General features: G+C 59.3%; 15 protein-coding genes. 7 read left to right on the top strand and 8 right to left on the bottom strand.

The window, feature by feature from the left end:
- The 5 genes from VL197_03465 to VL197_03485 all read left to right on the top strand — a co-directional run.
- A partial coding sequence (locus VL197_03465; protein HUJ17029.1) for a hypothetical protein occupies positions 1–1,404 on the top strand: 1,404 nt, incomplete at its 5' end.
- A gap of 43 nt (positions 1,405–1,447) precedes the next feature.
- On the top strand, positions 1,448–1,939 hold the full coding sequence (locus tag VL197_03470) for a hypothetical protein (protein ID HUJ17030.1): 492 nt from the start codon (positions 1,448–1,450) through the stop codon (positions 1,937–1,939).
- Positions 1,940–2,144: 205 nt separating this feature from the next.
- A complete protein-coding gene (locus VL197_03475) occupies positions 2,145–3,224 on the top strand; it encodes a hypothetical protein (protein HUJ17031.1) in 1,080 nt (359 codons plus the stop codon).
- A 52-nt stretch (positions 3,225–3,276) separates the two neighbouring features.
- Entirely contained in the window at positions 3,277–9,234 is a 5,958-nt protein-coding gene (locus VL197_03480) for an OmpA family protein (GenBank protein ID HUJ17032.1), read from the top strand.
- 195 nt (positions 9,235–9,429) lie between these two features.
- Positions 9,430–10,722: a diguanylate cyclase gene (locus VL197_03485; GenBank protein ID HUJ17033.1), complete on the top strand. Its 1,293-nt coding sequence runs from the start codon at positions 9,430–9,432 to the stop codon at positions 10,720–10,722.
- A gap of 177 nt (positions 10,723–10,899) precedes the next feature.
- Here the strand turns inward: VL197_03485 and ribD are convergent, their stop codons facing one another.
- On the bottom strand, positions 10,900–12,015 hold the full coding sequence (ribD, locus tag VL197_03490) for a bifunctional diaminohydroxyphosphoribosylaminopyrimidine deaminase/5-amino-6-(5-phosphoribosylamino)uracil reductase RibD (GenBank protein HUJ17034.1): 1,116 nt from the start codon (positions 12,013–12,015) through the stop codon (positions 10,900–10,902).
- Positions 12,016–12,288: 273 nt separating this feature from the next.
- Between ribD and VL197_03495 the strand changes: the two genes are divergently transcribed.
- Positions 12,289–12,738, top strand: a complete 450-nt coding sequence (locus VL197_03495; GenBank protein ID HUJ17035.1) for a YbhB/YbcL family Raf kinase inhibitor-like protein — start codon at positions 12,289–12,291, stop codon at positions 12,736–12,738.
- 202 nt (positions 12,739–12,940) lie between these two features.
- Here VL197_03495 and ppdK read toward each other — a convergent pair whose 3' ends face one another.
- The 7 genes from ppdK to VL197_03530 all read right to left on the bottom strand — a co-directional run bounded on the left by ppdK (position 12,941) and on the right by VL197_03530 (position 23,382).
- Positions 12,941–15,625 (bottom strand): pyruvate, phosphate dikinase, encoded by a 2,685-nt coding sequence (gene ppdK / locus VL197_03500; GenBank protein HUJ17036.1) that lies wholly within the window; start codon positions 15,623–15,625, stop codon positions 12,941–12,943.
- 135 nt (positions 15,626–15,760) lie between these two features.
- Positions 15,761–17,839 carry a glycine--tRNA ligase subunit beta gene (gene glyS / locus VL197_03505; GenBank protein HUJ17037.1) on the bottom strand — a complete coding sequence of 693 codons (2,079 nt, stop codon included), beginning with the start codon at positions 17,837–17,839 and terminating at the stop codon, positions 15,761–15,763.
- 289 nt (positions 17,840–18,128) lie between these two features.
- Positions 18,129–18,998 carry a glycine--tRNA ligase subunit alpha gene (locus VL197_03510; GenBank protein ID HUJ17038.1) on the bottom strand — a complete coding sequence of 290 codons (870 nt, stop codon included), beginning with the start codon at positions 18,996–18,998 and terminating at the stop codon, positions 18,129–18,131.
- A 163-nt stretch (positions 18,999–19,161) separates the two neighbouring features.
- Positions 19,162–21,366, bottom strand: coding sequence for a glycoside hydrolase family 57 protein (locus tag VL197_03515; protein HUJ17039.1), 2,205 nt, complete (start codon positions 21,364–21,366; stop codon positions 19,162–19,164).
- Positions 21,367–21,508: 142 nt separating this feature from the next.
- A complete protein-coding gene (locus tag VL197_03520; GenBank protein HUJ17040.1) occupies positions 21,509–21,835 on the bottom strand; it encodes a septum formation initiator family protein in 327 nt (108 codons plus the stop codon).
- 508 nt (positions 21,836–22,343) lie between these two features.
- A complete protein-coding gene (locus VL197_03525; protein HUJ17041.1) occupies positions 22,344–22,826 on the bottom strand; it encodes a HEPN domain-containing protein in 483 nt (160 codons plus the stop codon).
- Entirely contained in the window at positions 22,816–23,382 is a 567-nt protein-coding gene (locus tag VL197_03530; protein HUJ17042.1) for a nucleotidyltransferase domain-containing protein, read from the bottom strand. The genes VL197_03525 and VL197_03530 overlap by 11 nt, the downstream gene beginning before the upstream one ends.
- Before the next feature lie 530 nt (positions 23,383–23,912).
- On the opposite strand from VL197_03530, the gene VL197_03535 reads away from it, so the two are divergent.
- On the top strand, positions 23,913–25,172 hold the full coding sequence (locus tag VL197_03535) for a DEAD/DEAH box helicase (protein HUJ17043.1): 1,260 nt from the start codon (positions 23,913–23,915) through the stop codon (positions 25,170–25,172).
- Positions 25,173–25,229 lie beyond the last annotated feature (57 nt).

Raw genomic sequence — 25,229 nt, forward strand, 5'->3', positions numbered from 1 at the left:
GTAACCATCGCGAACGGGACCGCTGCGGGCACGCTGATCAACAACTCAGCAACAATCAGCAACCCGGGAAACATCGGAGGGACGCCTACAGCACCAACGATCACGGTCTCGGTCTCACAGGTACCGTCGACTGGAAACAAATCGCTCTACCTGTATGACAGCACATCCACACCGGCCTACAAACTTTCGCGAACGCCGGTCCCGACGAACCCCGTGCCGGGGAATATTGCACTTGCTTCAGGCGCAACTCAGACATGGACGCTGAGTCCCGTACTCCAGTCCCAGGAGACCCTCGCCACCTCGATCAGCAACACGATTCCCGTCACGCTCTACCTGACGAGCACCGCCGCCACGACCGTCGCGGTTTCCCTGGCATGCTCTTCCGGCGGCACGTCGATCTCGAGCGGCAGCCTCAGCATCGCCGCCCTGGGAACGCAGACGGCCGAGGTATTCAGCCTGTCGCTGAACGGAGTGAATCAGACCTGCCCTACGGGCAGTTCCTGGAAACTCGGCGTAAAGAACAATACGGCGGGAACCGTCAGGGTCTACCCTGCCTATGGTTCCAGCCGATCCCTCATCAACCTGCCGTGCCAGAACGTCATCACGGTCATGAGCGTCAACGCGTACAGCACGGCCTATCCCGGCACAACGGTACCCGCCTACTTCAGCCCCGGCACCACGATCTACACACGCGCGACCGTAAGCGACCCCTTCGGGAGCTACGACATTACCTCGGCAACGGTCACGATCAAGAACACCAATAACACGGTCGTGGTGAACAATGCCGTCATGACCCAGGTGTTCGACTCGGGAGCGGCGACCAAGGTCTTTGAATACGCGTACACCACCCTCCCATCCTCGGGGCCCAACGGGTCGTGGACGTTTACCGTAACCGCGCAGGAAGGCCTGCTCACGGAAATCCCGGTGCCTCCCTCGGACAACAGGACCGGTACGTTCCCCGTGGTAGCCCTGTTCCCGAGCCTCGTGGTCGTGAAATCGGTCGTGGTCAGCTCGGATCCCATCAACGGCACGAGCAACCCCAAGGCCATCCCCGGAGCGGTGATGCTCTATACGATCACCGTCACGAACAGCGGCTCGGGCACTGCGGACAGCAGCTCCATAGCGATGACCGATCCGATACCTGCCAATACCACGATGTACATCGACCCGACTCCTTCCAACTCAGTGACCTTCTCATGCAGTGCCGCGCCCGCTTGCGGGCTGACATGGAACTACGCAACGAATGTAACGTACTCGAACCAGGCCGGCGGCGGACCGCCGTTCACGTATACGCCATCGACCGGCTATGACCCGAACATCAAAGGCGTCCAGATCATCCCGACGGGGGTTCTGAACGGCGGCAACGCCAATTTTACCGTGACCTACAAGGTGCAGGTGAATTGAACACGGTGTCCATATGGAAAAAATACTAAAGGAGGGATACAAGATGAAAACAGTTGTGCAGGCGGCAATAGTAGTTCTACTTCTCATGCCCGCGGCGGCCTTCGCCCAGAAAAGCGCGATCCAGCTGAAATCAGCGGCGGAAGTCGATGTCATGGAGAAGAACGCGAAGGGCGAAATGGAGACGAAGCGGAAGGACGTTTCCCAGGTAAAGGTCATCCCCGGCGACGTCGTCATCTTCACCACGACGTACACGAATACGGGAAAAGATCCGGCAACAGGCGTGGTCGTCACCAACCCCGTTCCCGAGCACATGGTCTACGTGGCAGGGTCAGCGGAGGGAAAGGACTGCCGCATCGAATTCTCGGCGGACAACGGCAAGACCTTCGCTTCCGTGGACAAGCTCACGGTGACCGCGAAGGACGGCAAGGTGCGCAGCGCCGGCGCGGAGGACATCACGAACATCAGATGGACCCTGCTCAAGCCCCTGGCTCCAGGCGCAGCAGGCAGCGCTGCGTTCCGCGCAAGGCTCAAATAAGGGTTGTCTGAAAAATAACAACCGATATTGAAATGGAGGATTACGCCATGGAAAAGAGAACAGAGAACGCGAGGAGGTGGAGGCCCAATCATATTTATGAGAACGATCCCTGAACAATAAAACGAAGGAGGACAGACATGAACGATTTCGAACACAAGGAACGGAATACGAGAACGATTCTCAACTATAAAAAAAGGAGACAGACATGAGAACGATGCATTTGAATAAGCTGGCGATCGTCCTTTGTATAGCAGCCTTCGCCCTCATCATGCCGCAGCTGGCCCAGGCGGCGGGGACGGCAGCCAACACGACGATCAGCAATACCGCGACCGTGAGCTATGTGGTCAGCGGCGTCACCCAGAGCGCAGTGAGCGGGTCCACGTCCTTCAAAGTGGACATCAAGGTCAACCAGACCGTGAAGAATATCACGGGCTCCAACATCGTGGCAGGCCAGACAGGCACGACCGCCGTCATGGTATTTACCGTTACGAACAACGGCAATGCGACCCAGAACTACGCTCTTTCAGCCGTTGCGCTGGGGAATACCATGAACAATATCAGGTTCTACAAGGACAACAACAATAACGGCCTGGTGGATGGCGGTGATACGCTGTATGCCGATGCAACCACCTTCGGCAGTCTCGCCTCCGACGCGACCTACACGGTGCTGCTCGTAGCGGATGCTCCTGCAACCGGCTGGACCCAGACGAACGGGAGCACGGCGCCTTATGCACTGGTTGCTCAGACCACGAACGCCGGCACGACAACGGTAACGACCCAGCCGGGCGGCGCTGCCGGAAGCGGAACGGCCGTTGTGTTTGCCGATGCTGCCGGTACGTCTGACGCCCTTCATGACGGTCAGCACTCAGCGACCGGGACGTATACCGTATCAACGGCAACCATAGCCGTAACGAAGACGTCGGTCGTGTACTCCGATCCGATCAACGGGACCTCGAGCCCCAAGGCGATTCCCGGGGCAGTCCTTACCTACACCGTGCAGGTCTCGAACACGGGCTCCCAGCCGGCGACGAGCGTGGCCATCTCGGACAATCTGAATACGGAAATCACCAACGGGCACATCGCTTTTAATACGGCTTTTCTCGATGGCAGCAACAACTGCGGCGCGGGGTTAGGAGTCGTCGTGAATGCTGTGTGCAAAACGAACACCAACGATGGAGACGGCGTCGACTTCGGCATAACCGGTGCTAATACCGTGACCGTGTCAGGCCTCACCATTCCTGCCAGCAGCAGCGCGACCATCAAGTACCAGGTGGTCATCCAGTAGGAGGCTTAGCGCTCCCTGCCCTTTTCCGGGGCAGGGAGCATGATGTCTATCCATGCGGGGCCGGCTTCTGAAATACAGGGCAGCACTGGCGGCGCTTATAGCCCGAACAGGCGCAGTGCGCCCTGAATCGGGAGCGGCCCCCCGTTTTTCATCCGCACTCATTTTCTTATTCGTCTTTATACTTGCATTTACTTCTCTGCTCCATTCCAACGCCGGCGCAGCAACCCCTGCCGGCACGGTCATCAACAATGTCGCGACGGTCACGTTCATGTATGGGTCCCTGGGCGGCCCGCTAACGGCCAATTCCAACATGACATCGGTTACCACCATCGCGTCACGAACCACGGCAACAATCGAACTCATGCAGTATGCTCCTTCCGCGCCCGGCGCCCAGAATGTCGTGGTCGGGCCGACCGCGTACAGCACCAGCGGTGCGTCAGCCGGCCCCTTTGTCCCTGAGGCGCCGCCGATGGCCGCCGGAGGCGCGCCGATCAATCTCGCAAACCCGCTCCCCCTGGTCCCGGTGACACTGTACCACGCTGGCGAGCCCGTGTTCATCCGCTTGACCGACCATGACCAAAACCTCAACCCCGCAGTTGCGGACACGGTGATCGTCACGATCCGGGACAACGCGACCGGCGACAGCGAGGTGCTCCGGATCACGGAGACAGGTCCGAACACCGGCGTGTTCACCGGATATATCCAGACAGGTCCTGGACCCTCCGCGAGCGGAAACGGCACCCTGAACGTAACTACGGCCTCGATGGTGACCGCCTCCTACACCGACGTCGCCGACAACACGGATGCCCATTCCGCATGGGCGCTGGTCGACCCTCTCGGCCTGGTCTTCGACAGCATGACGGGCCAGCCGGTGAATGGGGCGACAGTCACGATCATCGACTCGGCAACCAATCTGCCGGCGACCGTGTTCGGCGATGACGGTGTTTCATCCTTCCCGTCGAGCGTCATCTCGGGAGGCTCCGCCGCGGACAGCAGCGGCAAGGCGTATGTGTTTACGCCGGGGGGGTTCCGCTTCCCGTTCATCAGGCCCGGCCAGTACCGCCTGACCGTCACGCCGCCCAATGGATACCGGGCGCCGTCGGGCGTTCCCACATCGTTCATCCAGACTTTGCCGGGAGGCCCCTTCGCGATCGTGCCAGGTTCGCGGGGCGACGCATTTATCGTGAATGCGGGCCCGGCCGTCCGCATCGATGTTCCCATCGACCCTGTTTCGGGAGGTCTGTGGCTTATGAAGACAGCCGGCAAGGCCACCGCGGCAACCGGCGATTTCGTCCCCTACACGCTCATTCTGGAGAATACCGTCTCCTCCGCAATCGCGCCTGCTGTGTCCGTTGTTGACCGGCTCGCTCCGGGGTTCCGGTATCAGAAGGGATCGGCCCGTATAAACGGCGTGCTGCTCGCCGACCCTGCTGTCTCCCCCGACGGCCGCGGCCTCACCTTTGCGGTCGGAGACCTCGCTCCGTCAGCCACGGCAACGATCACCTATGTGACCGGGGTCACGGCAGGAGCCAGGCCCGGGACGGCGATCAACATGGCCTCTGCCGTCAGTTCCCTGGGGGCCTCCTCGAATATTGCGACAGCAACGGTCCAGATCGTCGAGGACCTCTTCCATAGCACGGCTACCATTGCCGGCCGCGTGGTCATAGACGGATGCGGCGACCCGGCGCTCCCGGGAGACGGCCTGGCCGGCGTCAGGATCTACCTCGAGGACGGCACGTCGGTCGTGAGCGACAAGAACGGACAGTTCCATTTCCCTGCCGTAAAACCCGGGTCCCACGTGGTGCAGCTCGACACAGTGACCGTCCCGGAAGAGTATGAGGTCGGGCTCTGCGAGGACAACACGGCCTTCTCCAACCGGGCTTTCTCGCAGTTCGTCGACCTCCAGGGCGGCACGCTCTGGCGCGCCGATTTTCATCTTGTACCGAAGCCGGACACCACGGGCGAGATCGGCATCGAGCTCCGCTCGGCCCTGAAGACGGGCGGCACCGGCACGCGCGCCGAGGCCGGCAAGGAAGTCATCTCCTACGCGGTCCCGCTCCATGCGGGTTCAGTGCCGGCACGGGACCTGCGCGTGACCGTCATGCTGCCGGAGGGAGCAACCTACCTTCCAGCGACCAGCGCGCTGAACGCCTCTCCCGTCGACGACCCGCAGATCACGGGGGGGGCGGTCACGTTCAGGATACCCGAGGCAACCGCAGGCTGGGAAGGAACGATCCGGTTCGAAGCGCTGGTCCCGGTCGGGGGCCCCGCCGGAGAACTGACCACGCGGGCCGTGCTCATGGCGGACACGCCAAGGGCCAGGAACGTGCGCACACCTGTCGTGGAAACGACGATCAATCGCGTCATGATCGAACAGCATCAATCCGTGCCCGACATCGTGCTCCGTCCCCGCTTCGCTTCGCTCAGCGCTGCGCTTACGGAGGCGGACAGGAAACAGCTCGACAGCATCGCCAAGAACATGGACCGCATCGTCGTGGAGCGCATCACGGTGACCGGTCACACCGATTCTCTGCCGATCCTCCACGGCGGCAGGAAAAAATTCGCGGACAATTACGTCCTGTCGCGCGCGCGCGCCGAGACTATCGCAGCGTATCTTGCAAAGGCCCTCGGACTCCCGGACGACCGGGTCACGATCATCGGGAAGGGACCCGATGAGCCCGTGGCGACGAACAAGACCACAAAGGGACGCACGCTGAATCGCCGCGTCGAGCTGCAGGTCGAAACGAAACAGATCATCTATACCGCGGAGCTGCATGGCAACAATGACAGCAGCGGCATGAAAGTTGTTGCCACCCGGGGCCTGCCGGCCGGCCGGGCTTGGAAGTCCGCGGCCCCCGGTGTTGACCCGCCCGCGATGGACCCGAAGACGATGCCGGAATACGATGCCGCATGGCTCGAGACCGCACAGCCCGGAACGGCGTGGCTCTGGCCTGCTGAGGGACGTCTTCCCGTGATCGCAAACACAAAGATCGCGATCAAGCATGATCCGGGCTCGCGCGTCAGGCTCCTGCAAAACGGGGCTGAGGTGGAGGGAATCTACTTCGAGGGAACCGCAAGAAAGGCGGACAACACGCTGGCGGTCAGCGTCTGGAAGGGCATCCATCTCTTTGACGGGGACAACCGGTTCGAGGCCGTCCTGCTCGATGCGTCCGGTGCGGAAACGGGCCGCGTAGAGCGTATCATCCATTATTCCGGCCGGCCGGTACGGGCGGAGCTCGTGCCCGAACGCTCCCGCCTGATCGCCGACGGCAGAACTCCGTCGGTGATCGCCGTCCGTCTGTTCGACAAGGACAGCCGTCCTGCGCTGGAGGGAATCCGGGAAGACTACGTGGTGGACCCGCCCTATCTGCCGCAGAAGCGGGTCCAGGAACTCCAACAGTCTCCCCTCACGGCCGCGGCCACGGACCGGTTGAAGTATGAAGTGGGCGAAAACGGCATCGCGCTCATCGAACTCGCCCCCACGACCCAGACCGGCCAGGCGGTCCTGCGGTTGACCTTCGAGAATAGCACCCAGGAACTGCGCGTCTGGCTCAAACCCGAAGTCCGCGACTGGATCCTCGTGGGCCTTGCAGAAGGCACCGCGGGGTACAACCGGGTGACGGGCAACATGGAGACCATGGCCAACTCGGGGGCAGAAGACCGGTACTATAACGACGGCAGGGTGGCGTTCTATGCCAAGGGCCAGATCAAGGGTGAGTGGCTGCTGACGGCGGCCTACGAAAGCTCAGCGGCGAACGCGACGGGCAACCGGAGCATGTACCAGACCATCGATCCCAACAAGTACTACACGCTCTACGGCGATTCCACGGATACGCACTACGACGCGGCGAGCGCCAAACGCATCTACATCAAGCTCGAGCGCGACCAGTTCTACGCGCTCTTCGGCGATTACGACACCGGACTCACGGTCACCGAGCTCTCCCGGTACAGCAGGAACTTCACGGGGTTCAAGTCCGAGTTGAAGAGCGACAAGGCGGACGCCACCGTGTTCGCGAGCGAGACGAACCAGGCCTTCGTCCGGGACGAGATCCCCGGCGACGGAACGTCCGGCCTGTACCGGCTTTCGCGCAGGAACATCGTCATCAACTCGGAAACGATCGTTATCGAGACCCGTGACCGTTTCCACAGTGAGGTGATCCTCTCCACCCAGCAGCTCAGCCGTTATCTTGACTACACGATCGACTACGACTCGGGCACGCTATTCTTCAAGTCGCCGGTCTTCAACCGGGACAGCAACTTTAACCCCATTTACATCGTGGCAGCCTACGAGTCATTCGACGCATCGGACCTGTCCTATAATTATGGAGGCCGGGGCGCGGTCCGGCTCATGGACAACCGCGTCGAAGTTGGCGGCACGTACATCCACGAGGGTCAGGTCGGGGGAGCCTCGGACCTGATCGGGACCGATGCGACCGTGAAATTGAGCGAGACGACAAAAGCCAGGGCCGAGATCGCCGAGACGAGAAACAACGATCCCCTGGCCGGCGGTACGGCCTCCGCGTATCTTACGGAAGTGACCCACCAGTCTGCCCGGTTCGACGGTAAGGTCTACGTGCGCGAGGAGGAGCAGGGCTTCGGCCTGGGACAGCAGAATGTGAGTGAATCCGGAACGCGCAAGATGGGCGTCGATCTCGCCTACCGCTTCACGGAAGCGGCCAGCCTCAGGAGCTCGGCCTTCCGGCAGGAGACCCTGAGCACCGGCGCCGTCCGCGACGTCGGCGAGCTTCAGGGCAGGTACGCCGCCTCGGGCTCGGAATACTTCGCCGGGCTGCGGCATGCCGAGGATTCCTTCAGCACCGGCATGGTCGAGGAGTCGGACCAGATATTCGGAGGGATCCGGTACCGCGCGAATGACCGCCTGACCCTGCGACTCCAGCACGATGAGACGGTTGGCGGCCGCGGCGAGAACGCCGATTACCCCACGCGGACGACCATGGGAGCCGACTACAGGCTGAATACGAGCTCGACCCTCTTCGTCGACGAGGAACTCACCAGGGGCGACGATCGGAGCACGGCGACGACGCGGGTGGGTCTGCGATCCTCGCCCTGGACGGGCGCACAGATCGGTTCGACCATGGAGCAGCAGGCGACCGAATCCGGGACCCGGCTCTTTTCCACCACGGGGCTCAAACAGAGCTGGCAGATCAGCAAGGAATGGAGCGTTGATGCCGGGCTCGACAGGTCGTCTACGATCCATCATTCGGAAACGTTCCTGCCGAACCCCAACGTGCCGCCCGCTTCAGGAGGCGAAGACTTTACGGCCGTGACGCTCGGCGCGGGATACCGCCAGGAACACTGGTCCTGGACCGGCAGGATCGAACACCGCGTCTCGGACCTTGAACGGAGGATCGGAATGTTCACGGGTGCCAACGGCGAGCTGATGCCGGGATGGGGATTGGCCGGAGCGTTCCAGGGATTCCGGACCGACGGAATAACGGGATCCAGCAAAAAGAACGAGGACCTGCGTCTGGGCTTCGCCTACCGCCCGCCCCAGGCCCGATGGATCATCCTCGACCGCCTTGATCTCATTGTTGAAGAGCAGGAGGACTTCGTGTCCGCAGCGTACAACAACCGCCGCGTGGTCAACAACCTGAGTGCAAACTACAAGGTTCCCAACATGGGGCAGGTCTCACTGCAGTACGGAGCAAAGTACGTCGGAGAAACCATAGACAGCCAGGACTTCCATGGCTATACGGACCTGATCGGTCTGGAGGGCCGTTACGACATCACCAAGCGCTTGGATGTGGGTCTCCGCGGCAGCACGCTCCGCTCGTGGAGTGCCGACCAGAAGCAGTATGGAAGCGCCCTCTCGGTGGGCGTGACCTTAAGCACCAACCTGTGGATGAGCATCGGATATAACATGACCGGATATAGGGACCGTGATTTTTCGAAATCCGAGTTCACCGCCGCCGGCCCGTTCATCAAACTGCGGCTCAAGTTCGACCAGGCAACGGTGCGGGAAGCCGCCAAGTGGGCCACCGGACAGTAGTGCAGGATGGATTGCCGTAGTACCCTGAAAATACCCCATCAAATATATTGACAATTAAAGTTTGTTTATGGTATTTTTTATGTGTTTCTATTCGCCCCGTGCGCTTTTGAACAGCCTGCCCCCGTCGCCAACACCGCGTTCTTCCGAAGTGACGATGGGAGTGAGGAATTCGCTGGGGCTTCATGAGCCGATCACATGCAAAAGCAAACTATCCTGCTTATACAATCTACACTGACGCGGGGAAATGACACCCAGCGCCTCCTTGAGGGGAACGGCTACAAGGTTTTCGTGAGCGGTTCTGTCCTTACTGCGCTCACAATAACTCGGCAGGAAGTCATCGATCTGATCCTCCTCGATGTTGCGCTCCCCGACATCGAGGGCCTTGATCTCTGCCATCGGTTCAGGAAGCGGCCTGATACACGCTCCATTCCGATCATCCTGATCACCGCGCGGGGGTATACGCCGGAGCATATGGCAGACAAAGCGTATGGTCCCGACGATTATCTGGCGAAACCGTACACCGGAAGCGAACTCAGGAACCGCATCGCGTGTGTGCTCAACGGAAAGACGGTCGCTGTGGAGCAGGATGTGAAACAGCGCCTGAGACCGATGCCGACCGTTGATGCCACACAACAGGGTTCGAACGGGGCAACAATCCAGTTCCCGGAGCCGCGTCCGGCCCTGATCACCGTGATGCAGCAGACACCCAAGCCGAATCTGAAACTCGTTCCGAATGCGCCGCCGGCCCACCGTTCTCAGCCTGCATCAGCAGCGGCACGGAAACGGGAATTGACACCCGAACAAAACGTGAAGCCCGGCCCCTTTCTTCATGCAGTGCCTCCGGCTGACTTGATGCTGATCTCCAAACAGGGCCCGGAAGACATTCGAAAACCTGAACCGGCGCCCTCTCACGGACGAGGATCGAATCCGGAAAAACAGTCAGAGTTACATCAGGATAATCGGTCGCCTCCGATTCTTTCGTTCGCTGGCACGGGAGATACTGTCGACGATCCCGCGACGGGACTGTTCGGGCGTCCACAATTCGAGGCGATGTTTTCTAAGGAGTTCAAGAGGGCCGTACGCTTTCAACAGCAGATGAGCTGCATGCTGATCAACCTGGACGGTCAGAAGATGATGCGCAGGGCCGACGAAGGCCTGGTTAAGGCGATCATCGGGCTTGTTCAGAAAACGATACGGGAAGTGGATACCGCTGCGTGGTGGTCTGGAGAAGCCTTCATCGTGCTGCTTCCGAACACGATCCGCAACGATGCACTCCAGGCCGCGGCACGGATCCTCGAGGCCGTGGCGAACCACCCGTTTACGTGGCCCGACGCAACGAACGTCACTATGAGCATCGGAGTCGTGGGTCTGCCCGACCATAAGATCGACAGCGAACAAAAGATGATCGATGCTGCCGATGCGGTCTGCCGGCGGGCCCAGGAGCTGATGGTGCCGCCGCCAATCGACATGTCATCCATGAAACGCTGATCGCCCGGGCCTCCTCCCGCCTTGAGAACGAACGCAAATGATCCCCGTCTTCCTGTACCTGGATCCCTTCCTGCAGTCTTTCTCGGTCGAACTCACCGTTGGACATTCATAAAGAATGCTGGGCTATTCACGTGACAACACGGGAACGGCTGTCAGACCCGCATGTCCTGCCGTCCTTTACTCAGCTCTCGTTCCTGGATACCGCGTGTAGCCTTCGATCATCAGGTCGTCGCCGACCTTGCTGCAGGAAAGGTCCCTGAGCCTTACCGCATGAGCAAGCCTCAGGGGCGACGAACCGCCGACCGAGCAGATCGAATCGCTCCCGGTCATGAGTATCGGGGCTACGAACAGGACGACCTTATCCACGATGCCCGCCTTCAACGCCGAAGCATTGACCTCGGACCCGCCTTCGATGAGAATGCTCATGATGCCCATCCTGCCCAGCTTCCGCATGAGATCCCGCAGGTCCACGCGGCCGTTCTTGCTCCTGGCCCGGATAACTTCCGCGCCGGACTTTCGCAGCTTGCCGATCTTGCGTGTCGATCCGGAGAGCGTCGCAAGAACCGTTCTGGCCGGAGACTTCTGGGTCAGCACGCGGGCATTCAGCGGGATGCGGAGCGAGCTGTCGACGATGACGCGGACCGGGTCTTTCCCGCCCGGGACCCTGGTAGTGAGCGATGGATCATCGCTCAGGACGGTATTGATCCCGACCAGAATGGCATCATGAGAATCGCGAAGCTTGTGTCCTTCCTTGCGGGCCTGCTCTCCGGTGATCCATTTCGATTCTCCTGACGAGGTCGCGATCTTGCCATCCAGGGTCTGGGCCAGCTTGAGTGTCACAAAGGGCATGCGCGACGACACATGCTTGACAAAGGCCTCGTTCAGTTTTTTTGCCTCGGACTCAAGCACGCCCGTCGTAACCTGGATGCCCTCTTTCCTGAGCCGCCGGATGCCGTCTCCGGATACGTTCGGATTGGGATCGATCATCGCCACGACGACCCGCTTGATCCCCGTTTCAACAACGAGCGGACAACAGGGGGGCGTTCGCTTGTTCGTATGCGAGCACGGTTCGAGCGTGACATACAAGGTCGAGCCTTTTGCCGAAGAGCCGGCTCTCATGAGCGCGTTCGCCTCGGCATGGGGTTCGCCCGCCTTCCGGTGATAGCCCGAGGCGATCACCCTGCCGTTCTTGACGATTACGGCGCCGACCATGGGATTCGGACTGGTCCGTCCCCTGGCCTTCTCGGCAATCCGGAGCGCCATGCGCATGTATTTTTCGTCGGGAATCATCATGACCTCTCTGAACCGCACACCAGTATACCATAAGCCGGGACGGCTGTAAAAGAGCGGACAGAGAAATGGACTTTGAGATCCCCTCCCTCTGCCCTTGGGATGTACGGTGCGCGAAGGTCGGTGGCTGCCGTAATTCGTTCCGGAGTGTGCTATCATTCAGGTAAGAAGGAAAAAGGAGAACGGGAACCCATGCGGGCGACCGACATCGCATTCGTGCTTCAGCTTCTCGCTGTTCACCTTACGGCAGGCACCCTGCCCACGGAGGGTATCGCAATGGAACCGCTTACGATCACGAGCCCGGCCTTCAGGACCGGAGAGCTCATCCCGTCAAAGTTCACCTGTGACGGCCAGGATGTGAACCCCGCCCTGGCCATAGGCAATGTCCCTGCGGGGACGAAGTCCCTGGCGCTCATCATGGATGATCCTGACGCTCCGAACGGCACCTGGGTCCACTGGGTCCTTTGGAACATTGACCCGGCGATGCGGGAAATCAAGGAGAACAGCGTGCCAGCCGGCGCGAAGCCGGGGACCAATGATTTCCGGAAGACCTCGTACGGCGGCCCCTGTCCTCCTCCGGGAACGCACCGTTATTTCTTCAAAATGTATGCATTGGATACCATGCTGGACCTCGGCTCCGGCGCAACGAAGGCGGCTCTGGAGAAGGCGATGAAGGGCCACGTCCTCGCGCAGGGGGAACTGATGGGCCGGTACAAGCGGAGATAACCGCTTCCCCGGACGCCATTGCCTATCAGGGGCTCGTCCGCTCGTTGAATTCCTTGCGGCCGCAGTTTTTCTCCATTCGCGTCTGTCCGCGTCTGATCCGGTTTTTCGCCGCGCCCCTTCGCCTCCGTGGCACATCCTTTTCATGAACAAAAAAAGGGCGGCTTATTCAGCCGCCCTTCGATCCATTTCCTGCACGCATCGCTTACTTCGATACCGATCCGCCCACTCCCTTTTCCTTGAGCTTGGCATGGGCCGCCGCGAGCCGCGCAATCGGCACGCGGAAGGGGGAGCAACTCACATAGTTGAGCCCGGTCTTGTAGCAGAACTCGACGCTGACCGGATCGCCGCCATGTTCGCCGCAGATGCCGACCTTGAGGTTGGGCCTGGTCTTGCGGCCTTTCTCGACGCCCATTCTGACAAGGACGCCCACGCCTTCCTGGTCCAGGGTCTGGAAGGGGTCCTTCTCGAGGATATTGTTCTCCGTGTAGTAGCCGATGAATTTGCCGGCATCGTCGCGGCTGAAGCCGAAGGTGGTCTGGGTCAGGTCATTCGTGCCGAAAGAGAAGAACTCGGCCTCCTTCGCGATCTCGTCGGCGATGACGGCCGCGCGAGGCAGCTCGATCATGGTGCCGATCAGATACTCTACCCTCACGCCCTTCTTCTCCATCACCTCTTCGGCGGTCTTCTTGATCAGTTCCTTCTGGTTCTGGAGCTCCTTCTTGATGCCCACGAGCGGCACCATGATCTCGGGTACCACCTTCTTGCCCTTCTTGACGACCTCGCAGGCCGCCTCGATGATGGCCCGCGTCTGCATGCGCGTGATCTCCGGAAAGACGATGCCGAGGCGGCAGCCGCGGTGGCCGAGCATGGGGTTCAGCTCATGGAGCGCCTCGACGCGCTGGAGCAGCTTCTCCTTCTTCGTGATCGACGCTTGGGGCGCCTTCTTGGCCTGCATCACCGCGACTTCGACCATGAGGTCCTCGCGCTTCGGCAGGAATTCATGGAGCGGCGGGTCGAGGAGGCGCACGGTGACCGGGTACCCGTCCATGGTCTCGAAGAGGCCCTTGAAATCCGAACGCTGCATGGGCAGGAGCTTGGCCAGCGCCTTCTCGCGCGCTTCCGTGGTATCGGCGAGGATCATCTGCTGCACGATGGGCAGGCGCTCCTCGGCGAAGAACATGTGCTCCGTGCGGCAGAGCCCGATGCCCTCGGCGCCGAACTGGCGTGCCATCTTGGCGTCGCGCGGGATGTCCGCGTTCGCCCGGACGCCCATGGTCCTGATCCCGTCGACCCATTGCATGAGCGTTCCGAAGTCGCCGCTCACCTCGGGGTCCTTGGTCGGCACCTTGCCGAGAATGACGCGGCCCGTGCCGCCGTCGATCGTGATGTAATCGCCCACCTTGACCGTGTGTTTCCCGACGGTGAATCTCTCGGCCTTGAGGTCGACCTTGACGGACTCGCAGCCGGCCACGCAGGGCTTGCCCATGCCGCGGGCCACGACCGCCGCGTGGGAGGTCATGCCGCCGCGTGCCGTCAGGATGCCCTTTGCCGCGTCCATACCGTGAATGTCGTCGGGCGTCGTTTCAGGCCTGACCAGGATGACCGGGCGCTTCTTGGCCCACTTCACGGCCTCGTCTGCAGTGAAGACCGCCGTCCCGGAAGCGGCGCCGGGAGACGCGGGTAGGCCCTTGGCGATCACCGTTATCTTCGCCTTGGGATCGATGATCGGATGGAGCAGCTGGTCCAGCGAGGCGGGCTCGACGCGGAGCACGGCCTCCTCCTTGGAGATGAGGCCCTCGCTCACCATGTCAACAGCGATCTTGATCGCCGCCTGGGCGGTGCGCTTTCCCGTGCGGGTCTGGAGCATGAAGAGCTTGCCTTCCTGCACGGTGAACTCAAAGTCCTGCACATCACGGTAGTGCTTCTCGAGCCGTGACGTGATGTCCCGGAGCTGCCGGTATACCTGGGGCATCTCCTTCTCGAGGTCAGCGATCGGGTGGGGCGTCCGGATGCCGGCCACCACGTCCTCGCCCTGGGCGTTCGTCAGGTACTCGCCGTAGAACTCCTTGGCGCCCGTGGAAGGGTCCCGCGTGAAGCCCACGCCCGTCGCCGACGTATCGCCCATGTTGCCGAACACCATGGCCTGAACGTTCACGGCCGTTCCGAGATTTCCCGGGATGTCGTTCAGCTTGCGGTAGGTGATGGCGCGCGGATTGTTCCATGAGCCGAAGACCGCGTCCCTGGCCATCATGAGCTGCTCCCAGGGATCCTGCGGGAACTCGCGCTTCGTAATCTGCTTCACCTTTGTTTTGAACTTGTCGACGAGCCCCTTCAGGTCCTCGGCGTTCAGATCGATGTCGAGGCTCACCCGCTTCTTTTTCTTGACTTCGTGGATGATGTGCTCGAACTGGTCCTTCTCGATGCCCATCACCACGTTCCCGAACATCTGGATGAACCGGCGGTAGGCGTCCCAGGCAAACCGCTCGTTGCCGGTCCTTCGGATCAGACCCTGGATGGTCTGGTTGTTCAAGCCCAGGTTCAGAACCGTGTCCATCATGCCCGGCATGGAGAACTTCGAGCCCGAGCGTACCGACACCAGCAGCGGGCGGGCGGTGTCGCCGAACAGGAAGCTTCCGCTCAGCGCGTTCTCGACCTTCTTCATGTACTCGCGCATTTCCCCGTCAAGGCCGTTGGGCACCTTCTTGCCCAGCTCATAGAAGAGGTTGCAGACCTCGGTGGTGATCGTAAAGCCCGGAGGCACGGGAACTCCGGCGTTGGTCATCTCCGCGAGGCCGGCGCCTTTCCCGCCGAGCTGGTCTTTCATCGCCCCCGTCCCGTCAGCTTTTCCGCTGCCGAAAAAATATACGTATTTCTTCGCCGTAGCCATGTGACTGTCCCTCCCTGGAAATAGTTAGCAACCGCAGACGAACTCAGCAAGACAGAAAATCAACAAAGCTTCCTGGGAATCCCTTTTGTCGACATCCCTGCTTATCCGTGTTCATCCATGATTACCATAGATGATCTATTTTTCTTCCGTGCTCAACACGAGCCGTGAGAAATCGGCGATCCCCGAGAACAGGCCCGTGATGCCCGCGAGGAGCGCCAGGCGGTTGTTCTTCACGTCAGCGTCCTTGTCCATGACCATCACCGTGTCAAAGAAGGAGTCAACGTGCCTGCGGAGCGATGCGATGTCCGTCAGGGCGCCGCGAAAATCAAGATCCGCCGTCTTCTCCTTCACCTGGTCCCTGATCTGCATGAACGCCTCGTAGAGCGCTTTCTCCGCATCGAGCTTGAGCAGGCTCTTCTTGACGGCGCCCTCGAAGGGCCTGGGAAGAATATTCCCGGCGCGCTTGAGCGCCGTGACGAGGGGCTGATAATCTTCCGACGTCCTGAGCGCATCGAGGGCCCTCACCTTCTCGCGCCCGATTAGAGGGTCGTCAAAATCAACGGATAAGGCGGCATCCACGACGTCTGAGCGGAATCCCTCGGAAGCAAGCAGGCCGGCCAGCCGCTGACGAATGAAGTCGAGCGTGTCCGCCGCGATCTTTACCGCATCCTGTTTTTTCGCGCCATATGCTCTTATCGACTCGCCAACAAGTCCCTTGAGCGACAGCCGGAGTCCGCGATCGAACAGCATGTTCAGGATCGCAACGGACTGTCGGCGCAGCCCATAGGGGTCCATGGACCCGCTCGGTATGAGCCCCGCGGAGAAGCAGCCGGTGATCGTGTCGATCCGGTCGGCAATGCCGACGCAGACGCCTTCCAGCGATGAAGGCAACCGGTCCCCTGCGGAGCGCGGAAGATAATGCTCCAGGATCGCTTCCGCCGTGCGCGGGTCCTCGTCCGAACGCAGCGCATACTCCCTGCCCATCACGCCCTGAAGCTTGGGGAACTCCCCGACAACGCCGGTCAACAGGTCCGCCTTGCAGAGATGAGCAGCCCGCTGGGCGACTGCGTGGTCGGCCTTGAACAGGCGGGCAAGGTACACCGCCAGCGTCATGATGCGCTCCGTCTTGTCATAGAGCGTGCCGAGCTTTTCCTGGTAGGTGACCTTCTTCAGCCCCTCGACGCGGTCCTCGAGCGAATGCTGCAGGTCATGGTCGAAGAAGTATGCCGCATCGGAAAGACGGGCTGCGAGCACGCGTTCGTTCCCGGCACGGACTACCTCCATATCCTCGGCGCGCGTGTTGCTGATCGTGATGAAGCAGGGCAGCAGGCTGCCCTGTCCGTCGATAACGCTGAAATACCGCTGGTGTTCGCGCATCGCGGTGATCAGGACATCCTTCGGCACCCGGAGATAGTCCTTATTGAAGCCCCCCATGACGGCAACGGGATATTCCACGAGATTCGCCACCTCGTCGAGGAGGCCCGGATCGTCGAGCACGGCACCGCCCTTTGATTCTGCGAGCTCCCTGACCTGCTTCATGATGCGCTGTTTTCGCACTTCCGGATCGATCACTATGTAGTTCGGCTCGGTCTGCAGCTGGTAGGACTTGAAATCCTTAACGAGGAACGCGCCCGGGCTCATGAACCGGTGGCCGCGCGAGACGTTGCCGGACTTGATCCCGTTCAGCTGAAAATCTATTATCGAACCGCCCCAGAGGGCAAGGACCCAGTGGATCGGTCGTGCGAACCGGATGTCCTTGTCCATCCAGCGCATGCTCTTGGGGAACGGGATTGAGAGAATGAACCCCGGCAGCGCCTGCCTGAGCCAGTCCGCCGTGTCTCCGCCCTTCTCATCGATCCGTGCGGCCAGGTATTCACCCTTGTCCGTCGTTTTTACGGAAAGGGACTCCACGGGGACGCCGTTCTTCTCGGCAAAGACCTGGGCGGCCCTGGTCGGCCTGCCCTCGGCGTCAAAAGCGATCTTCCGGGGAGGCCCCACGACCTCTCTTGAGACGTCATCCTGCTGCTCACCGAGTTCGGGAGCGTACAGGACGAGACGGCGCGGCGTGCCGTATGCCTTGATCTCTCCGCCCGGAGATACGCGGCCCGAAGCAAGAAGCGCGGCAAAGAGCTCTTTCATCTTCAGGAGGGCCGGCTCGATGAACCGCGACGGGATCTCCTCGGTGCCGATCTCTAATAAGAATTCTTTAGCCAAGATAACTCCAGATCAATAGCTACGGAAACCACGGATGAACACGGCAAGGCGAAAACCGATTTATAATCACAGATGAACACAGGTTAACACAGATTTTAAAAAGACATACGATAAGTCAGGAACAAACGTTATTTATCATTACAGGTCAACACGGATTAACAAAGGAGACGGTATAAAGAACCACTAACATGTCACATCTGATCTATTGCTTTTATCCGTGTTCATCTGTGGTAAAAAAAATTTATGATTCATTTCTTTAACCGTGTTCATCCGTGGTTATACCCGTTCTTTATTTCTTCAGCATCGGGAAGCCCTTCGCCTCCCGGTCGGCCAGGTACGCGTGAGCGCAGAGCCGGGCCAGCTTCCGCACGCGCCCAATGTAGCCCGTTCGCTCGGTCACGCTGATCGCGCCCGCTGCATCGAGCAGGTTGAAGGTATGCGAGCATTTCAAACAGTAGTCATACGCCGGGAACACCACACCCGCCTTGATCAGCTTCTCGCTTTCCTTTTCATAGGACTCAAACTGCCGGAAGAGCATCTCGCGGTCAGAGAGCTCGAAGTTGTATTTGGAGAACTGCACCTCGGTGTCGTGATGCACATCGCCGTACTTCACATTCCTGGTCCATGCGAGGTCGTAGACGTTGTTGACGCCCTGGAGATACATGGCAAGCCGCTCGATGCCGTAGGTAAGCTCGGCAGAGATGGGTTTCAGATCAATGCCGCCGACCTGCTGGAAATAGGTGAACTGCGTGACCTCCATGCCGTTCAGCCAGACCTCCCAGCCGAGCCCCCAGGCGCCGAGGGTCGGCGATTCCCAGTCGTCCTCCACAAAACGGATGTCGTGCTTCATTGGGTTGATCCCGAGCTGCAACAGGCTATCGAGGTAGAGATCCTGGACATTCTCGGGATGGGGCTTCAGGATGACCTGGAACTGGTAGTAGTGCTGCATCCGGTTCGGGTTTTCTCCGTAGCGTCCGTCGGTCGGCCTGCGGGAGGGCTGCACATACGCTGCACTCCAGGGCTCGGGCCCGAGGACTCTCAGAAACGTTGCGGGATGGAAGGTGCCCGCACCAACCTCCGTATCATAGGGCTGGTGGATGACACATCCCCTCGAGGCCCAGTAATTCTGCAGGGTGAGTATAAGATCCTGAAATGTCAAATGATTGCCTCTGTCCGGAATGCCGCGAGAAAATAGAAATGTGCGAAAAAAACAGAGTGTTATTATACAAAAATGCCTGTTCTTGTCAAGAAAATATAATGTTATTTAAAGGACTTATGGGGATGTATCTGGTGAGGAGAAGGCGGGGAAAAACGGAATGGGTCTATACCTGCCACATCATTGCTTCGAAGTCATCGGTCGGAACCTTGAACTGGATGAATCCCCGATACGGCCACTTCTCGACCTCGGAGCCCGAGCGTTCCACGGTGACAAAGATCTGAACATCGTCATTCGGCTTCACCCCCAGCATTTCGAATGGTACAGCCAGCTCGATGATCTCGTTGGCGGCGACGGTGTTGACCTGACCAACTGGCGTCCTTGTCCCGTTTTCTCCCCGATGGAAAGCCGCCGTCACGCGCCGCTCCTGAGGAACGACCCTGATCTCGATATCGTAGCCCTTGGGGTTCAGAAAATTGACGAAGAATGCCAGGTCGGACACCTTCTCGTCCCTGAGGCTCCCGCTGGGATCGAGGCGGATGAACAGGTTCTTCAGGTCGAACCCGTAGTAGATGTGCGTGATGATCGAAGCGCCGCGGTGCATGGCGCCTCCCCCCTGGCTTACATCGTAGAACCCCGCCGGCAGCCATTCGAAATAGTTCGTTACCTGGCCGTCGATGACGGGCGAGATGAAGGCCGTCAGTTCAACCGTCGGCAGCGCATGCCGGTCCTCGCGCAGGATCGATATCTGCAGTTCGTCGGGAATGTCCCTGCCGATGAGGCGATAGACGTTCATGAGATGGGTCCTGAACAGGAGGTCGAACTCCTCATCGTTCTCCGAATAATGATCGTCGCCGTACCACCAGCACCAGTCGCTCCCTTCGGCAATGTATATCTCCTCCCAGGCGCTGGCTGTTTTCACCGGATCGCCGTCCTGCGATGCATACTCGGCGAGGGCCTGTCGCGTCTGGGTCAGAAGGTCCCATGCCCGGTTGTCCTCCTCGTGACCGATCCAGATCCGGTAATTGGCGTTGATCCAGGACCCCGCATGCAGCCGTTCGATCACGTCCTGGGCCGGGTGCTCCTTCAGGTACTCATTGACGCTGACGCACTTGAGCCCTTCCTCGCGGCTCAGCTTCTCGTAGAGATACAGGAAAAAATCCCTGCCATCGTTCTGGTAATACTCCCAGGCGTTCTCGCCGTCGAGGATGATCGAGACCAGGTGCGGCGCGTTGCTGACGCTGCGACGCACGCGGTGCAGACGATCTATGAGATCGTGGACCGCGTTCTTGTAGTCCCATTTCGAGTACACGAAGCCGACCAGGTCCGACAGGGTGTGATCGCGGAAGATGACAGAGACGCGCTGGTCGCCTTTCCCGGCAAGATAGGGCCTGTAGAGCACCTCCGGGTTCTTCATGATTCCGGCAAAGTCCCTCTCGATGTGGACGCCCAGGGAGCGGGCAAGGACCCCCTCATCGGTCCCGATCCATTTGATCCCTGCGCCCGCGATCAACGGCACCACTTCCTCCGCCACGGACCCTTCGGAGGGCCACATCCCGGCCGGCCGGGAACCGAACAGCTTCTCGTGATACTCGATTGCGCGTTCGATCTGGGCGCGGGCGTCCTCGGGATGGGCGAAGCGGTTGACCGGCAGGTGAATATCGGGGGTCGCGATCTTTGCCAGGTCCGTATCATAGAGGAGCGGAAGGATCGGGTGATAAAAGGGCGTCGTCGTAAGTTCGATCCGGCCCATGTCGGCAAGTTTCCGGTACTCTCCGATGATGAGCGCCATAACCTCGCGCTGTTTCTGCACGAGGAGTGCCTTCTCGTTCTCGGTGAAGCCCGAGCCTTTCTGGATCAGGTCTTTCAGCAGCGGGTCGTTCTGCTTGAAGAGCGGGTCGAACCAGGTCAGGTTGAACCAGACTTGGAGATCGCGATAGTCCTGGACCGTGTAGTAGCGGGTCGCGTTCTGAAGGTCGTTGGGAGAAACACTCTGTCCCCGGCGGTCGAGCAGGTCCCAATAGGCCGGATAGGGCCTTATCATGGTGTCCCAGTTCGCCATGAAAGAGTTCTTGAGCAGGAAGAGCTTGTCTTCAGGAGCGAGGTCGGCGGCCGGCTTGAGGGTAAGGAGGAGAAACTTGTCCGTCGCGTTGTTCTCGACGTAGTCCCTGATCTGTTTCAGGAGGGACGGCACCAGATTGAAGGTCTGATGGATGGCCGGGAAATCGGTCAGGAGCGCCGGCATGTCGTAGTAGTCCTTGATCCCGTGTAACCGGACCCAGGGGAGGATGTAGGAGCCGGTGATGTCGTCCTTATAGTACGGCTGGTGCATGTGCCAGACAAAGGCTATGGATAGTGGTTGGTCGGACATAGTAACGAGGGGAACGAAGTATTGAAAGAGAACCGCTGTACCAGCATCAGACAACGTTCCGGGGCCGGCGGCTCCTGGTCAGAAAAACATTCCTTCACGGAGTTCAGTATGAGATGAGATACGGCCTGGCATAATCCGGCAATCAGTTCGATTTGTAATAGTACACTATCTCCCCGGGACGCGCAAGCCCCAGTTTATCCCGCGCGATACGCTCAATGCAGGCCGGGTCGGTTTTCAGGTTCTGGACCTCTCGTTGAAGCTTTGCATTGTCCTGTCTCAGTCGCGCGATATCCCCCGCAAGGGCCTCGTGCTGCGCCTTCATCCGGTAGTACTTGACCAGTCCCATTTCTCCGAAGACAAGGGACACGAGGAGATAGCCAGCCGCGATGACTCCCGCCGCGATCAGGAGTTTTATTCTGATCGCCGACCGGGAGCCCCGCGCCGCCTTTATGTGGTTACGTTTCCGCATGGAATGGAAAGGGTTATGGTCCCTGCTGCAGAGATGCTCTCCAGCTGCCTCCGGACACGCCCCCTGGCAACGGTCTGCAGGTCGAAAAAACAAAACCACGAAGACCTGTTCTTCGTGGCAGAGGTGCGCGGCTTGCGTTCATGGGGAATGATGCCCGCCCGATGGCAGTCCGGATTATTTCTTCTTGGTGGTCTTTTTCGCCTTCTTTGCCGGAGCCTTCTTTGTCGCCATGTGTGGTTCACCCCCTTTCATCATGAGAACGGATGGGATCAACGTATGGTACGATACCCCGACGGAATCAATGAAACGGGTTCATACAGGAGACGATGAAAGGTAAAATTCGCCGGGGGCTTCACACCCCCGGCGGGCCCCCACTGAGGGGACACACTACAAAACTACTTCTTTTTGGTTGCTTTCTTCTTGGTTGCTTTCTTCTTGGCCTTCTTCTTGGCTGCCATTATTTGTCCACCCCCTTTCGGCATACCGCATTCAGACTGAGCGGCCTTATTTATCTTGAAACAAGCTGAGGAACATCGTTCAGCAGTGACATCTGCGAGAATTTTTCTCTGATACGGCCATTCACCAGCGCATTGAATTCTTCCGCATCCTTGATCGCCTGGTTTGCTTCATACCGGGTGATGATCCTGCCCGGTTCTTCCATGAAGTTCTGGTATTTTCTGCGCATCCGGTCGAACTTGTTGATCATGCTTTTGTACTGGTCGCCCAGAAGTATGCCGGAGGCGGTCACCACCGTCTTATGGGTATCCCTGCGGGAGCTTTTTGGCCTGAAACCCTCGGACAGGATCAGCGCCCTTGCGGACCTTGCCATCGCCTGGTACGCAGCGGCGAATGCCCACTCTTCATCCTTGTCCTGGAGGAGCCGGCTCGTGGAGAGATCCCGCTCCGCCCGGGTGACGAGTGAAATCACTTCGGCCACTTCAGCCGTCCGCTCCTCGACGATCCCCATTTCTTTGAGGGTGCTATAGTTCATCTTCTTTGCCTACCAGGAATATTTTCTTGCCTTTCAATATCTCCCGGATGAACGGGTCCCGTGATTCTTTTCGCTTGCGGTATTCCTGCTCGTCAAAGACCAGGTAATCGATTTCCCGCTTCAGCTTTTCCTCCAGCCCCATCACCATGTCGTTCAGTTCCGTGATGTTGGCCTGTCCGATGACCATCAGGTTGATGTTGCTGTCTTCTTTCTCGGTTCCCTTTGCATAGGACCCATAGATGAGCGCCGCCCGGACGCCCTTCAGCCTCGAGAGGGATGCCTTCATCGCGCCCTGGGCCCCCGTCGTCTTGAAGATCAGCCCCTTCATTTCCGAGAAGATCGGCGATCCCTTGTTCACGAAATAGTATTTCTGTACGCCCCGGTTCTCTTTCGCCAAGAGCCCGATCTTCACGAGGTTGTCAAGTTCTCTCTTGATCCCGGCTGCATCCTTGCCGATATGCCGGGCGATTTCCCTCAGGTAGAACTTGTCATCCGGATTGTTAAAGAACAGGCCTAAAAGCTCCGCTCTTGTAGAAGAGAAGAGTTTTGTAAGCACGTTTCGTTCTCCTCGTGGACAAATATACAACGATAGTGTATCTTTTGTCAACATAAAAAAATAAGAAATTATCTTTCGTGTAGTTAGACAATTTGTCAACATGCTCTAATCGCATTTTTTAAATGGTCACAAAAATAAAATTAATATATCCAAAATAACCATTTTTACTTGTTGAGCGCTGTTCTCCGGCGATGACAAAAATTCCGCGCTCTCCGGTGTCCGCACTCAGTGAAGCAGCATGTCCTCGCGATCATTTCGTCAGTTTTCCCCTGCAAACAGGCATGCACGTGTGCAAAACGCGAATACTTCATTCCGGACCGCAGACGCTGAAAATCGTCCAGCGGCAAGAAATCGGAGCACGTCTTCCTCATGCCCATGCTCGTTCCCGGTTGTAATTTGTCATCATCGCCCCCGGCTCCGTTTCCGTTCAAACATTCTCCGCTGATTTCTCTTCCTCTCAACTAGCATCTTATGGTATATTACTACGATCGGATACATTGACATATTGTCCTCACCTCGATTGGAGATGTATGAACTTTAGCGAACTGGACTTACCCTACGAAGTGCGTCAGGGCATTGAGAAGTCGGGATTCACCGCATGCACGCCGGTGCAGGAGGAGGTAATCCCGCGCGCTGTCCGCGGAGAAGATATTGCGGCGCAGGCGCAGACCGGCACGGGCAAGACCGCTGCTTTCCTGATTTCGCTCTTTTCGCGCATGACGCGCAATCCCGTCCAGGATTGCAGTGAATCGCCGCAGGCCCTCATCATCGCTCCAACCCGCGAACTGGCCGACCAGATATTTCATGAGGCGGAACGACTGGGGCAGTTCACCGGCTTCCGATTCCTTGCCGTGTACGGCGGGGTCGACTACCAGAAGCAGATGGATATTCTCCAGAAAGGCGTCGATGTCCTGATAGGGACGCCGGGCAGGCTGATCGATTATTTCAAACAGCACGTCTACAGCCTGAAAAAGACGCGCTACCTCATCATCGACGAGGCCGATCGCATGTTCGACATGGGCTTTATCGACGACCTGCGGTATCTCATCAAGAAGATGCCGCCCTATGCCAAACGGCAGTCCATGCTCTTTTCCGCGACGCTCTCCTACCGCGTCATGGAACTGGCCTATGAGCACATGAACCTGCCTGAGAAGATATCGATCACGCCCGAAAAAGTCACCGTGGAGCGCGTCGAGCAGGTCCTGTACCACGTGGGCAAGCACGAGAAACTGTCGCTGCTGCTCGGGATCCTGAAAAAAGAAGCGCCCGAACGGGCGCTCATCTTCGTAAACACGCGCCGCGCCGCCGACATGGTAGTTGAGCGCCTGAACCGCAATGGCTGGAACGTAGCGGCCATCACGGGCGACATCATCCAGAAGAAGCGGCTCAGGCTGCTTGCGGATTTCAAGGACGGAACGCTGCCGGTCCTCGTGGCCACCGATGTGGCGAGCCGCGGCATCCACGTTGAAGGGGTGACCCACGTGATCAACTACGACCTCCCCCAGGACGCGGAGGACTATGTGCACCGGATCGGCCGCACCGGCCGCGCCGGAGCCAGCGGCAGAGCCGTCAGCCTGGCCGACGAGGAATACGTCTACTCGCTGGAGGAAATAGAAAAGTACATCGGGATGAAGATACCCGTCGAATGGGCCGACGCGAGCCTCTATGTCCGGGAGATCAGAAGAACCCAGGAAGAGAAGGCCCAGAGCGACAAACTGCGCGCCGCCCTTCCGCCGCAGCCGAACCGGAACAGACGACGCTCCCCTCCCCGAGCCAGCCAGCGGTCCTGAGCACAACCGTGCTATACTTGAAGTAAGAGAATCAGGACTTCTTTGGTCCTTCATGGG

The sequence above is a fragment of the Nitrospirota bacterium genome (assembly GCA_035516965.1).
Classification (GTDB): Bacteria; Nitrospirota; UBA9217; order UBA9217; family UBA9217; genus MHEA01.